The sequence below is a fragment of the Streptomyces sp. CLV115 genome, assembly GCF_038448545.1.
In the GTDB taxonomy this organism is placed as follows: Bacteria; Actinomycetota; Actinomycetes; order Streptomycetales; family Streptomycetaceae; genus Streptomyces; species Streptomyces sanglieri.
In genome coordinates, this window is the sequence record NZ_JBCEWQ010000205.1 from 1 (window position 1) to 13354 (window position 13354).

13 protein-coding genes are annotated in these 13354 nt (G+C 70.3%); 1 reads left to right on the forward strand and 12 read right to left on the reverse strand.

What is annotated here, in order from left to right:
• Positions 1-48 precede the first annotated feature (48 nt).
• The 12 genes from AADR41_RS38010 to AADR41_RS38065 all read right to left on the reverse strand — a co-directional run bounded on the left by AADR41_RS38010 (position 49) and on the right by AADR41_RS38065 (position 12144).
• Positions 49-2883, reverse strand: coding sequence for a DEAD/DEAH box helicase (locus tag AADR41_RS38010; RefSeq protein ID WP_342286720.1), 2835 nt, complete (start codon positions 2881-2883; stop codon positions 49-51).
• A gap of 45 nt (positions 2884-2928) precedes the next feature.
• Positions 2929-3837, reverse strand: coding sequence for a diacylglycerol kinase (locus tag AADR41_RS38015; protein ID WP_342286721.1), 909 nt, complete (start codon positions 3835-3837; stop codon positions 2929-2931).
• A gap of 17 nt (positions 3838-3854) precedes the next feature.
• Complete coding sequence (gene tatC, locus AADR41_RS38020) at positions 3855-4805, reverse strand: twin-arginine translocase subunit TatC (protein ID WP_342286723.1); 951 nt, start codon at positions 4803-4805, stop codon at positions 3855-3857.
• Between the two features lie 65 nt (positions 4806-4870).
• Positions 4871-5164 (reverse strand): Sec-independent protein translocase subunit TatA, encoded by a 294-nt coding sequence (gene tatA / locus AADR41_RS38025; protein WP_114243617.1) that lies wholly within the window; start codon positions 5162-5164, stop codon positions 4871-4873.
• A 283-nt stretch (positions 5165-5447) separates the two neighbouring features.
• Positions 5448-5645, reverse strand: a complete 198-nt coding sequence (locus AADR41_RS38030; protein WP_342286725.1) for a hypothetical protein — start codon at positions 5643-5645, stop codon at positions 5448-5450.
• A gap of 19 nt (positions 5646-5664) precedes the next feature.
• Positions 5665-5961, reverse strand: coding sequence for a hypothetical protein (locus tag AADR41_RS38035; RefSeq protein WP_342286727.1), 297 nt, complete (start codon positions 5959-5961; stop codon positions 5665-5667).
• 19 nt (positions 5962-5980) lie between these two features.
• Positions 5981-6937, reverse strand: coding sequence for a helix-turn-helix transcriptional regulator (locus tag AADR41_RS38040; protein ID WP_342286729.1), 957 nt, complete (start codon positions 6935-6937; stop codon positions 5981-5983).
• A 17-nt stretch (positions 6938-6954) separates the two neighbouring features.
• Positions 6955-7908: a helix-turn-helix transcriptional regulator gene (locus AADR41_RS38045; protein WP_342286730.1), complete on the reverse strand. Its 954-nt coding sequence runs from the start codon at positions 7906-7908 to the stop codon at positions 6955-6957.
• A gap of 113 nt (positions 7909-8021) precedes the next feature.
• A complete protein-coding gene (locus tag AADR41_RS38050) occupies positions 8022-8396 on the reverse strand; it encodes an FKBP-type peptidyl-prolyl cis-trans isomerase (protein ID WP_342286731.1) in 375 nt (124 codons plus the stop codon).
• Between the two features lie 43 nt (positions 8397-8439).
• Positions 8440-9387 carry an FKBP-type peptidyl-prolyl cis-trans isomerase gene (locus AADR41_RS38055; protein ID WP_342286732.1) on the reverse strand — a complete coding sequence of 316 codons (948 nt, stop codon included), beginning with the start codon at positions 9385-9387 and terminating at the stop codon, positions 8440-8442.
• Between the two features lie 126 nt (positions 9388-9513).
• Complete coding sequence (pafA, locus tag AADR41_RS38060) at positions 9514-10875, reverse strand: Pup--protein ligase (RefSeq protein WP_093541264.1); 1362 nt, start codon at positions 10873-10875, stop codon at positions 9514-9516.
• A gap of 9 nt (positions 10876-10884) precedes the next feature.
• Positions 10885-12144 carry an MFS transporter gene (locus tag AADR41_RS38065; protein WP_342286735.1) on the reverse strand — a complete coding sequence of 420 codons (1260 nt, stop codon included), beginning with the start codon at positions 12142-12144 and terminating at the stop codon, positions 10885-10887.
• Positions 12145-12279: 135 nt separating this feature from the next.
• On the opposite strand from AADR41_RS38065, the gene AADR41_RS38070 reads away from it, so the two are divergent.
• A complete protein-coding gene (locus AADR41_RS38070) occupies positions 12280-13320 on the forward strand; it encodes a LacI family DNA-binding transcriptional regulator (RefSeq protein WP_342286737.1) in 1041 nt (346 codons plus the stop codon).
• The last annotated feature ends 34 nt before the right edge of the window (positions 13321-13354 follow it).

Below are 13354 nucleotides of genomic sequence, written 5' to 3' on the forward strand. Positions count from 1 at the left end.
GCCCCGCCCCGCAAAGCCGATCAGCCCGCACCCGCACCCGGCGGACACTCACCCCACGGAGCTGTACGCCACAACCCCCCGCAGCACCGCGTCCACCGCCTTGTGCGCATTGCGAGCCACAGAACTCCCGTCCCGCGGCGCCGCGGCGGCGATCTGCCCCAGCACGTCGATCACCTGCTTGCACCACCGCACGAAGTCCCCGGCCGGCATCTCCGCCTCGCCCAGCACCTCGTCCAGCGAACGCCCCGACGCCCACATGTAGACCGCCCAGGCGAAGCCCAGATCGGGCTCGCGCTGCCCGACCCCTTCCGCCTGGTTGATCTTGAAGTCCTCCTCAAGGGCGTCCAGCCGCCCCCAGATCCGGACCATCTCACCCATCGCGGTCTTCGCGGGCCCCGACGGCAGCTTCGGCGCCACCGCGTCGTCCGCCTGCCGCGCCTCGTACACCAACGCCGAGACACAGGCCGCGAGTTCGGCGGGGTTCAACCCCTCCCACACGCCCGCGCGCAAGCATTCGCTCGCCAGCAGATCGAGCTCGCCGTAGAGCCGGGCCAGCCGGCGCCCGTGCTCGGTGACCTCGTTGCCCCGCAGGTAGTCGAGCTCGGTGAGCAGCGCGACGATGCGGTCGAAGGTGCGGGCGATCGTGTTCGTCCGCCCCTCGATCCGCCGCTCCAGCTGCCTGGTGTCGCGCTGCAGCCGGTGATACCGCTCGGCCCACCGCGCGTGGTCCTCGCGCTCGTCGCATCCGTGGCAGGGGTGCGCGCGCAACTCCGCCCGGTAGCGGGCGATCGCCCGGTCGTCGGCCGCGACGGACCGGCTCTTGCGGTGCCGCTCCGGAACTATGTGGCCGGCCTTGGTCCGCAGCGCGGAGGCCAGGTCGCGACGCGACTGCGGGGAGCGCGGATTGAACGACTTCGGCACCCGCATCCGCTCCAGCGCCTCCACCGGAACCGGGAAGTCGATCGAGGCGAGCCGCTTGACCTGGCGCTCGGCGGTGAGCACCAACGGGCGGGGCCCGTCGTGGTATTCGAGACCGCGGTGGCCGTGCCCATTGGTCCGCCCGGCGGGCAGGCCCGGGTCGAGCACCAGCGCCAGCCCGGCGAACTTGCCGGTGGGCACGTGGATGACGTCGCCGGGCTTGAGCCTCTCCAGGGACGCCGCCGCCTCGGCCCGCCGCTGCGTCGCGCCCTGCTTGGCCAGCTCGGTCTCCCGGTCCTTGAGGTCGCGGCGCAGCCGCGCGTACTCCTCGAAATCACCGAGGTGGCAGGTCATGCCCTCCCGGTAACCCTCCAGCCCCTCCTCGTTCTTCTGGACCTGACGGGAGATGCCGACCACCGAACGGTCCGCCTGGAACTGCGCGAAGGAGGTCTCCAGCAGTTCGCGCGAACGGTGCCGCCCGAACTGCTGCACCAGATTGACGGCCATGTTGTAGGACGGCCGGAAGCTGGAGCGCAGCGGATACGTACGCGTACCCGCGAGTCCGGCCAGCGCGCCCGGATCCATGCCGCGCTGCCACAGGACCACCGCGTGGCCCTCGACGTCGATGCCGCGCCGCCCGGCCCGGCCGGTCAGCTGGGTGTACTCGCCGGGGGTGATGTCGGCGTGCTGCTCGCCGTTCCACTTGACGAGCTTCTCCAGCACCACCGAGCGTGCGGGCATGTTGATGCCGAGGGCGAGGGTCTCCGTGGCGAAGACCGCCTTGACGAGCCCGCGGACGAACAGCTCCTCGACGACCTCCTTGAACGTCGGCAGCATGCCCGCGTGGTGCGCGGCGATGCCCCGCTCCAGGCCTTCGAGCCACTCGTAGTAGCCCAGGACATGGAGGTCCTCGCCGGGGATGGAGGCGGTGCGCTCCTCGACGATCTCGCGGACCAGGCGCCGCTTCTCCTCGTCGTTGAGCCGCAGTCCGGCATGCAGACACTGCTGCACGGCGGCCTCGCAGCCGGCCCGGCTGAAGATGAACGTGATGGCGGGGAGCAGCCCTTCGGCGTCCAGCCGGTCGATGACCTCGGGCCTGGCCGGCGTCCAGATCCGGCTGCGCTGGCGCCGCTCGCGCTCCCGGTCCGCCTCGCGGACCATCTTGCCGCGGCGGCGCTCACGCGGGTTGTATCCCCGCTGGTTCTCCATCCGGGCGAGCCGGACGAGGTCGGGGTTGACCTCGCGGCGTCCGGCGCCCCGGCCGCCGTGGTCGGTCTCCTCCTCGAAGAGGTCGTACATCCGGCGGCCGGCCAGGACGTGCTGCCAGAGCGGCACGGGCCGGCTCTCGGAGACGATCACTTCGGTGTCACCGCGGACGGTGTCCAGCCAGTCGCCGAACTCCTCGGCGTTGGACACGGTCGCCGACAGTGACACCAGGGTCACGGAGTCCGGGAGGTGAATGATCACTTCTTCCCAGACGGCGCCCCGGAAGCGGTCGGAGAGGTAGTGCACCTCGTCCATCACCACATGGCCGAGGCCCCGCAGCGCCTGCGAGCCCGCGTACAGCATGTTCCGCAGCACCTCGGTGGTCATGACGACCACCGGGGCATCGGCGTTGACGCTGTTGTCGCCGGTCAGCAGGCCGACCTTCTCGGGCCCGTACCGCTTGACCAGATCGGCGAACTTCTGGTTGGACAGAGCCTTGATCGGCGTGGTGTAGAAGCACTTGCGGCCCTGCTCCAGGGCGAGGTGCACGGCGAACTCGCCGACGATCGTCTTGCCCGAGCCGGTCGGAGCGGCGACGAGCACGCCCTTGCCGGCCTCCAGGGCCTCACAGGCCTCGATCTGGTAGGGGTCCAGATCGAATTCGTACAGCTCGCGGAAGGGCGCGAGTGCGGTGGCCTGCTCGGCGGCGCGGATCCGAGAAGCCTGGTATCGCTCAGCTGGGGAGAGGTCCTCTGTCATCGTGCTTTCGAGACTACCCGCCACCTCCGACACCAGGCGCGATCTTTAAATCCCGCCCGGAGAACCCGGCACGAGCACCCGCACCGCACCGGGCACGCAGCGCGCGGTGAGCGGCAGCGCCCCGAGTTGTTCACCGTCCGCGTACGCGGTGACACCCGCTGCGGCCAGCTCGATCGAGGAGACCCGGTGCACGGTGACCTTGGGGTGGCTGAGATGCGTCCCCCTGTAGACGCGGGGAAACACCTTGAGCAGGGTGGTACGGCTGCAGTCCCCGACGACGGTCACGTCGAACAGACCGTCGTCCATCACCGCGTCCGCGCAGATCCGCATGCCTCCGCCGTACGTCGACCCGTTGCCGACCGCGACGAGCGTCGCCTCGATCTCCCGGACCGGCCCGTCGTCCAGCCTGACGCGGTAGGGAATGGGCTTGAACGCGGCGAGTTCGGCGAGGATCGCGAGGTCGTACTTGAACCGTCCGCCGACCCGGCGCATCCGGTTCCCGCGGTCGTTGACCCGGGAGTCGAACCCGGAGGCGAGCACCGACCCGAACCACCGCTCACCGACCCGCCCGAGGTCGATCTCGCGGACGCCGCCCCCCTTGAGCGCCTCGGCGGCCAGCCGCCCGGCGGCGGCCGGATCCCGTATCGGCAGCCCGAGAGCGCGGGCGAAGTCGTTCCCGGTACCGACGGCGACCACCCCGAGCGGGGTCATCGTTCCGGCAACGGCCTGCAGGGCGAGGGACATCATGCCGTCCCCGCCCACGGCTATCAGCGCCCCGGTCCCACCCGCGACGGCCTCCCGGGCCCGCCGCAGAGCGTCGTCGGCATCCTCACCGAGAACCGTGCGCACGGAGAATCCGGCGTCCCGCAACGCGGAAGCGGCCGGCTGCGCGGCGTGCGCGCCCCGGCCGCGTCCTGCGGTGGGATTGACGAAGAGGGTGATCTCGCTGGTCACCCGGGGACCTTACAAGGTCAGGTGATGTCGTCGTAACCGTTCACCCGGTCCCGGTCCGAACTCGCCTGTGCGGGCAGCGACCGGGCGGACGAGACCGATTCGATCTCACCGATGTCCTCGGGAGTGAGGTCCAGCTCCGAGGCCTCGTCGTCGGCGGGTCCGCTCGCCGCGAGCTGCGCCTTGCGGCGGTCGTTGAGGAGCGAGATCGCCGTGGCCACGAAGTAGAGCACCCAGATCGGTACGGCCAGTCCCAGCATGCTCACCGGGTCGGTGCTGGGCGTGGCCACCGCCGCGAAGAGCGTGATGCCCATGATCATGCCCCGCCACCAGCCGAGCATCCGCTTGCCGGTGATGATGCCGCCGAAGTTCAGCATGACGAGCAGCAACGGCAGCTCGAAGGAGAGCCCGAAGACCACCACCATGCGTGTGATCAGATCGAGCAACTCGTCCAGCGGCAACTGGTTGTCGAGGTCGGCCGGCGAGAATTCCAGAAGCACCCGCGCCATCGTGGGCAGCGTCATGTACGCGAAGAAGCCACCGGCGAGGAAGAGAGGGAATCCCGCGCCGACGAAGGCCAGCGAGTACTTCTTCTCCTGCTTGTGCAAGCCCGGGGCGACGAAGGCCCACAACTGATAGAGCCACACCGGCGACGAAAGCACGACGCCTGCCATCAAGGAGACCTTGAGGGCGAGGGTGAACGGGGTGAGCAGACCGTTCAGGACGATACGCGCGCAGGTGGCATCATCCTGCTTGGCGAGTTCGGCGAAGCTGGACGCACACCCGACCGACTTCAGCACCGGGTTGGTGAAGAACTCGATGATCTCCTTGTAGAAAAACGCGGCCACAATCGTGACGACGACGATTCCCAACAGGCCCTTAGCCAGCCGGTTACGCAGCTCACGCAGGTGCTCCACCAAGGGCATGCGGCCCTCTGGGTCGGTCTCCTGCTTGCGGGCAGACTTGAGCAACCCACGTCCTCATCTCGTGCAGCAGGCCCTCACTGATCAGGGCGCCTGCGTCGGCCCGGTTCTTGTCAGCGCTTGGTCGAGTCGGTCGGCTCCGCGACCGGACGCGAGCTGCTGACGTCGCCGGGGGCGGCCTTGATGGTGCGCTGGGCGGCCTGGTCCTGGGCGGCGTCGTTGGCGGCCGGCTCGGCCGGGGTCGCCGACGGGCTGCCCTCGGACTTCATGGCCTTGGCCTCGCTCTTGAGGATGCGGGCCGACTTGCCGAGCGAGCGAGCCATGTCAGGAAGCTTCTTCGCGCCGAACAGCAGAACAACGACGACGAGGATCAGGATGATCTCGGGAGCGCCGAGCCTTCCGAACATATGTGTGTACCTTCTCACCGAGGCAGCAGGGGTGGGGCGGATCGAACCTCGGACGGACGTCCGACCTTCGTACTGTCAGCGATCGTATCCCGCAGGAGTAAACACAGGGCAATACCCACGCATCCTTGCGATTACGGCCCACGCCTCGCTCTCCGGGCCGCCTTCAGCAGCGTACCCCCCGAAACCGGGAAACTGGAGGCCGCGCCCGCTCCGATCCATCCGCCCTGCTCACAGGGCGGATCGGGGCAGCGGAGCCGGTGCGCCCCGGTCCGGACGGAAGAACCTAGCGCAGCGCCTCACCGGTGGCGGCGAGGTCGGTCGCCGCCCTTTCGAGGTCCTCCGCGGCCCGGTTGATGCGCTGGGTGGTACGCGTCACCTGGCGCCCGAGCCGCTGGACCTCGATGAAGACCTTGACGGCCAGCACGCCGAGAACGGCGATCCCGAGGAACCCCAGGGCGATGGCGAGCATGGGCCAGAACATGGGCTGAGCCTCGATGTGTCTAGGGGGCCGACGGCGTGGACAGGGGCTGGAGGCCGGGGTGCAGGCGCAGCGTCCGCACACCGCCCCTGGTGAGGAGTTCGACTATCCGCTCCCCCGCGGGCTTGCGGACGGCCGCATCGCACCGCGGGCAGGTGAAGGAGTAGAACGTCGTCCGGCGGCTGGCCCCCACCACGAGGCGAACGGCGCTCGCCGCGAGTTCGAACCGTTCACGGCAGTCCGGGCAGGCGGCCTTGAACCGTACGGACTCGGGCACCACCACGGTCGGAACACCTGACACCACAGACATATTGCTCATATCTCCCTCAGGTTTCCGCTCAGGCCGGTTCGTCGTACGCGGCGAGCGCCGCGCCGGCCGCCTGCTGTGCGCTGCGCGCCAGCTCCGGCGGGGAGACGATGCGGCCCTCGCCGCCCAGCCGCAGCGCGAGCCTGCGCAGCGAGGCCGGGTCGGGGGTGCGCAGGGTGATCCGCAGCCCGCCGTCGGGCAGCTCCTGTGCGCTGTCGTGCGGGTAGTACTCGGCGACCCAGCGTCCGCCCGGGCCCACCTCGACGACGACTTCCGGGTCTTCGGCGGACGGCTGGACCAGCCCCTCGGACAGGTCCCGCAGCTCCAGCTCGGGCGGGGCGGCGGGCTCGTCGAGCAGCCGGATCTCGGCGACCCGGTCCAGCCGGAACGTGCGCCGGTCCTCGGACGACCTGCACCAGGCCTCCATGTACGTGTGTCCCACGGCGAACAGCCGGATCGGGTCCACCTCGCGCTCGGTGAGCTCGTCGCGCGCGGGCGAGTAGTAGCGCAGCCAGAGGCGGCGCCGCTCGGAGATCGCCCGGTCGACATCGGCGAAGACGCCGCCCTCGGACTCGAAGGTGACCGAGAGCCGCGAGCTCGCCGCCCCCACCTCGCCGGCCGCGGTCTCCAGCTTCGCGGTGGCCCGCAGCAGCGCCTGCCGGTCGCTCTCGCGCAGTCCCGGCAGCGTGGCCACGGCACGGGCGGCGACCAGCAGGGCCGTCGCCTCGTCGGCCGCGAGCCGCAACGGCTCGGCGACGTCGTCCGGGTTGTGCCACCAGATGCGGTCGCCGTCGGTGTCGATGTCCAGCAGGTCCCCGCCGCGGAAGCTCGTCCCGCACATGGGCAGGACGTCGAGGTCCGAGATCAGCTCGTCCTCGGTGATCCCGAAGGCGCGGGCGACGTCCTGGACATGGGCGCCGGGGCGCTCACGGAGGTACGTCACCAGGGAGAGCATCCGGCGGGTCTGGTCGATCGCGTTCGTGGCCATGGGTTGCCGTACCTCTCTCAGTCCTTGGCCACGGCGCGCAGCCGGTCCACCACGTCGGCCCGCAGATCGGCGGGTTCCTGCACGACGACGTCCGGGCCGAACTCGACAAGCCAGGCGTCCAGACCGTGTCCGTACGGAATCTCCAACTCGTCCCACCCGTTCCCGAGTTCCCGGACCGACACGGCGCGCGAGCGCAGCGGGTAGCCCGCCCCGGTGCGCAGCCGGATCAGCGCGGTCCGGGTGGCCGTCTCCCCCGCCCAGCTCTCGACCGTCTCGCGTACGGTCACGACGTCGGGCACCTCGGCGGTGAAGGCCCCGGCCCGGGAGCGGACCCGGCCGGTGATCCGGGAGAGCCGGAACACCCGCTCGGCGCCGCGGTCCCGGTCCCAGCCGGCCAGGTACCAGTGTCCGCGCCAGCACTCCAGGGTCCACGGCTCGACCTGGCGCTGTTCGGACGTGGCGGCGTTGCCCTTGCGGTAGTCGAAGGTGACCGGGCGGCGGTCGCGGCAGGCCAGCATGAGCGGCTCGAACGCCGCCTCGTGGACGGGGATGCGCGGTTCGAGGGCGCTGTGCACCTCGTACGCGTCCTCGGCCTCCGGCATGCCGGCGGCCCGCAGCTTCTGCAGCGCACCGCTGGCCGCCCCGGCCAGCCGCGCCTGCTGCCAGACCTTCGCGGCCAGTCCGAGCGCGGCGGCCTCCTCGGCGTCCAGCGTGATCGGCGGCAGCCGGTTGCTGTCGCGCCGGGCGAGATATCCCGTGTCGCCGTCCAGGTTCTCCACGGTCTCGATGATCAGACCGAGCTCGCGCAGATCGTCCTTGTCCCGCTCGAACATCCGGTTGAAGGCGTCGTCGGAGCCGGCTTCCAGATAGGCCTCGATGGAGCCGCGCAGCTCGCGCTTGCTGAGCGGGCGGCGGGTCCCCAGCAGACACAGCGCCAGATTCATCAGCCGCTCGGCCTTGGCAATCGCCATCGATGCCCTTTCTGTTTCGCTCTACGACGGTCGACCGTACCGCTACGCGGTGTCGGGACAAAAGCGAGGGCCCGTGCCTGGCGGCACGGGCCCTCGTATCGCACGGGTGCGGATCAGACGGCGACCAGGTCGCAGACGAAGATCAGCGTCTCGCCGGGCGCGATGCGGCCGCCACCGGCGCCGCGGTCGCCGTATCCGAGGTGCGGGGGAATGATCAGCTGGCGACGGCCGCCGACCTTCATGCCCTGGACACCCTGGTCCCAGCCGGCGATGACCTGACCGCCACCGAGCTGGAACTGCAGCGGGCCGCCGCGGTTCCAGGAGGCGTCGAACTCCTCGCCGGTGGAGAAGGACACACCCACGTAGTGGACGGAGACGGTGGCGCCCGCCTCGGCAACCGGGCCGTCGCCCTCCCAGATGTCCTTGATCTCCAGCTCGGCCGGCGGCTCGCCACCCGGGAAGTCGATCTCGGGCTTCTCGATGCTCACTGACTTGCTCCTCTTGATGATGAACTGGGCAACCGGGACAGTCTTACATCTTCGCCAGGAGGTCCACGGAGAAGACCAGCGTGGACTTCGCGGGGATGGTCTGCTGCGCCTTGTCACCGAAGCCCTGGTCCGGCGGGATGACGAGCAGCACCCGGCTGCCGATCTTCTTGCCGACCAGACCGTTCTTCAGGCCCTTCAGGGTCACCTGGGCGAGTGGGAAGGTCTGTGTCTTGCCCGCGGTGTAGGTGCTGTCGAAGGTCTTGCCGTCCTTCCACAGCAGTCCCACGTAGTTCACGACGACGCTGTCGGTGTCCTTCACGACGTCGCCCTTCGACTCCAGGATGTAGTTGGAGACGAGCTTCTTCGGCGGGTCGCTCTTGGTCGGGATGGTGACCTTGGGGGCCTTGCCGTCGGTGTTGGTGCCGACCTTCGGCAGGTCGATGTTGTCCTGGGCGACCTCGGTGCCCTTGGCGGAGGCCGGGATCTGCGTCGCCTTCAGGACGTCGACGACGAAGACGAGCGTGGCGTTGGGCTTGATGTCGCCCTGGCCCGCGGCGCCGTATCCGAGGTCCGGCGGGATGACCAGCTGGACCCGGCTGCCGACCTTCTGACCGACGAGGCCCTTGTCCCAGCCCTGGATGACCATGCCGGCGCCGAGGGTCAGGTCGAACGGCTGCTTGCGGTCGAAGCTGTTGTCGAACGGCTTGTCGGAATCCCAGGCCTGACCGAGGTAGTTGACCTGAATCGCGTCGCCGTTCTTGAGCGTGGCGCCGTCTCCCTCACTGACGACTCTGGACTTCAGCTCCTTGGGCGGGTTCCCCTCGCCCTTGGCCAGGGTCGGCTTCTCACCGAATTTCGCGCCCGCGGTGATCGCGGGGAACCCGTCCTTCGACGCGGCGGAAGCGGAAACGGAATCGGAGCCCTTTTCGTCGCCGCAGGCCGCTGTCAGCAGCAACAGGGGGACGACGAGAAGGCCGGCAAGTCGGCGCACTTGTTCCTCAGATCTCAGACGGCACAGTTGGTTGAGTCCCCGACACTCTAGGGCGTACGCAGGGCCCCGTACGAGGAACGTACGGGGCCCGCGTCGCGTCGGCGGCCGGGAACGTGCGGTGCCGGCTCACATACCCGCGATCAGTTTCTCCACCCGGTCGTCCACCGAACGGAACGGGTCCTTGCACAACACGGTTCGCTGCGCCTGGTCGTTGAGCTTGAGGTGGACCCAGTCGACGGTGAAGTCCCGCCGCTGCTCCTGCGCCCTGCGGATGAAGTCGCCGCGCAGCCTCGCCCTGGTGGTCTGCGGGGGCACGGACTTGCCCTCGAAGATCTTCAGGTCGTTGCAGACACGGGCGGCCTGCCCCTTGCGCTCCAGCAGGTAGTACAGGCCGCGCCGACGGTGGATGTCGTGGTACGCGAGGTCTATCTGGGCGACCCGCGGATGCGACATGGTCATGTTGTGCTTGGCCCGGTACCGCTCGATGAGCTTGTACTTCATCACCCAGTCGATCTCGGTCTCGATCCGGTCGAGGTCCTCGGCCTCGATCGCGTCGAGCGTGCGGCCCCAGAGCTCCAGGACCTGGGCGACGGTTCCGGTGCGGATGCCACGGCGGTCGACGAAGTCGACGGCCTTCTCGTAGTACTCGCGCTGTACCTCGATGGCGGACGCCTCACGCCCGCTGGCCAGGCGAACCTTGCGCTGCCCGGTGGTGTCGTGGCTGACCTCGCGGATCGCCCGGATCGGGTTCTCCAGCGTCAGGTCCCGCATCACCGTGCCCGCTTCGATCATGCGCAGCACCAGGTCGGTCGCGCCGACCTTGAGCAGCATGGTCGTCTCGGACATGTTGGAGTCACCGACGATGACGTGGAGACGGCGGTAGCGCTCCGCGTCGGCGTGCGGTTCGTCACGCGTATTGATGATCGGGCGGGAACGCGTGGTCGCGGAACTGACGCCCTCCCAGATGTGCTCGGCACGCTGGCTGACGCAGTAGACCGCGCCCCGGGGGGTCTGCAGCACCTTGCCCGCACCGCAGATCAGTTGCCTCGTGACGAGGAAGGGAATGAGGATGTCCGCGAGCCGGGAGAATTCTCCGTGCCGTGCCACGAGGTAGTTCTCGTGGCATCCGTAGGAGTTTCCCGCCGAGTCGGTGTTGTTCTTGAAGAGATAGACGTCGCCCGCGATTCCCTCCTCGTGCAGGCGGCGTTCGGCGTCGACGAGCAGGCCTTCGAGAATGCGCTCGCCGGCCTTGTCGTGGGTGACCAGTTCGGTCAGGTTGTCGCATTCGGGGGTTGCATATTCCGGATGCGATCCCACGTCGAGGTAGAGGCGGGCGCCGTTCCGCAGAAAGACATTGCTGCTGCGGCCCCATGACACAACACGGCGGAAGAGGTAGCGCGCCACTTCATCAGGGGACAGTCGGCGCTGTCCCCTGAACGTGCACGTGACGCCGTACTCGTTCTCCAGCCCGAAAATGCGGCGGTCCATGACTGAACATTACGCCTGATGGCCTGAGCTGAAACCGGGTTCGACAGCACCGTTTCGATCATTTTCCGATCCCCGTGCGGAAACGGCCGTACGCCCGGGAACTGCGAGTACCCTTCCCGTCGCCAGCAGGACGAGCAGCGCCGCCACCCCACCGGCCCCCGCGACGGCGAAGCTCCACGAGGTGCCGCCCAGCTCCACGGCCGGGCCCGCCACGGCCGTTCCCACCGCCGCGCCCACCCCGAAGGTCGTCACCAGCCAGGAGAACGCCTCGGTCACGGTGCCCCGGGGAGCATGCCGGTCGACCACGATGAAGGAGCAGGCGATCGCGGGTGCCAGAAAGACTCCGGCCACTGCCGCCAGTGCGGTCATGGCGACCACTCCGGGGGTCAGCATCAGCGGCAGATAGCCCAGTGCCAGCAGCCCGACGATGACCCGCAGCCGGCGCTCCGGCGCTCCGGCCCACTGCCGGGCCCCGTAGACCGCGCCGCCGATCAGCGCGCCCAGCCCGAGCGCGGCCATCAGCCAGCCGTACACCGACTCCCGGCCGTGGTCGTCGGCGTAGGCCACACCGGCCACCGTGATCGAGCCCAGCGCGAGTCCGACGAAGAAGAACGAGCCGAGCAGCGCCAGCAGTCCCGGTGAACGCAGCGCACCCAGCCAGTGCGCCTCGCGGGGTGCGGAGCGCCAGGTCCGGGAGGGCTCGGAGAGGACGACGGAGAGCGCCCCCAGGACCCCCAGCGCGTTGATGACCAGCAGGGCGGCGGCGGGCGACCAGAGGGAGACCAGCACCGTCACGAGCAGCGGGCCGACGGTGAACATGATCTCCTGGGCGACGGCGTCCATGGCGTACGCCCGGTGCACCCGCTCCTCGCCGCCCAGCACGCTCGGCCACAGGGCCCGCAGGCCGCCCTCCAGCGGCGGTGTGAAGACCCCGGCCACCGCCACGGCCGCGTAGGCCAGCGGAAGCGGTCCCAGGCCCACCAGGGCCAGCAGGGCCATGCCCAGCGCCGACACCACGGCGGACGGGAGCTGGACGCGCGGCTGGCCGTACAGGTCCACGGCGCGGCCCAGCAGCGGCTGGCCGACGGCGGTGGCCAGCCCGTACACGGCCGCGAGCGCGCCGGCGAGGGCGTAGCTGCCCCCCTCGGCCCTGGTGAACAGCACGATCGCGACGGGGGCGGTGCCGTTCGGCAGCCGCCCCACCAGGGTTCCCGCCAGCAGGCGCGCGGCATGCCGCGCCCGGAGGATGTCCAGATATCCCGCGGCCATGTCCTGTCGCCCCTCTCCCTCGGGGGCTCTTCCGCCACCCAGAGGTTTTACGTATAACGTCGAGCTCATACGTACCATGAGCCCAGTCCGCAGGTCCACCTCACGGCGCCTGCCCCGACCGGCCCGGAGGTCCGAGTGACCAGCGCACCACAGCCCGTCCCGACCCGGCCCACCAGCCGCGATGTCGCGCGGGCCGCAGGCGTCTCGCAGGCCACCGTCTCCCTGGTGCTCGGCGGCAAATGGCCGGGCCGGGTCTCCGAGGCCACCGCCGAACGCGTCCGGCAGGCCGCCCACGGCCTCGGCTACCGGCCCAATCTCGCCGCCCGCAGTCTGCGCCTGGGCAGCACCAGGACCGCGCTGCTGGTCGTCCCCGCGCTGACCAACGAGTTCTTCGCGCGGGTCTACACCGGCGCCGCCGAGGTAGCCGCCGAACACGGTTTCGGCGTCGTGCTCTACCCGTCCCCCGACGGCATCGGACCGGCCCGGGACCCGTTCGCCTCGGCGAGCGCCTCCCTGGACGGCGTGATCGCCTCCTCCATGGCCGCCGGGGCGCTCGACGCGCTGCGCGGCGCGGGACTGCCGCTGGTCATGCTCGACAGCGATCCGGCGGACACCGGTGTCGCGGCCCACGTCAATCTGGACATCGCCGACGGGATGCGGCAGGTCGCGGAGCATCTCCTGGCCCTCGGCCACCGCCGCTTCGTCCACCTGGCCTCGGCGGTGGACTCCTGGACCTTCGCGGTGCGCGGCCGGGCGCTGCACGAGACCCTGCGCCGGGTGCCCGGCACCTCCGTGCAGACCGTCACGGCGGCGCTGGACGTCCACGCGGGCCGCATCGCGGCGGAGCGCACCCTCGCCGCCCCGGGCCCCCGGCCCACCGCCCTGGTCTGCGACGACGACATCCTCGCCGCCGGAGCCTGCAAGGCGGCCCGCAGGCTGGGCCTGCGGGTGCCCGGCGACCTGTCCGTCACCGGGTTCGACGATCTGGCCCTGGCCACGGCCGTCGAGCCGGAGCTCACCACCGTGCGGCTGCCCGCCGAGCAGGTGGGCAAGCGCGGCATGGGCGCGCTGCTGGCGGTCCTGGACGACCGGCCGGCCGGGACCGGCAGCCTCCCCGTGCATCTGGTGGCCCGGGGTTCCTCGGCGCCCCCGCCCGCGGACGCCCCCCGGGCATGACCGTGCCCCCGCCCGCCCGGAGGGCGGACCGGGG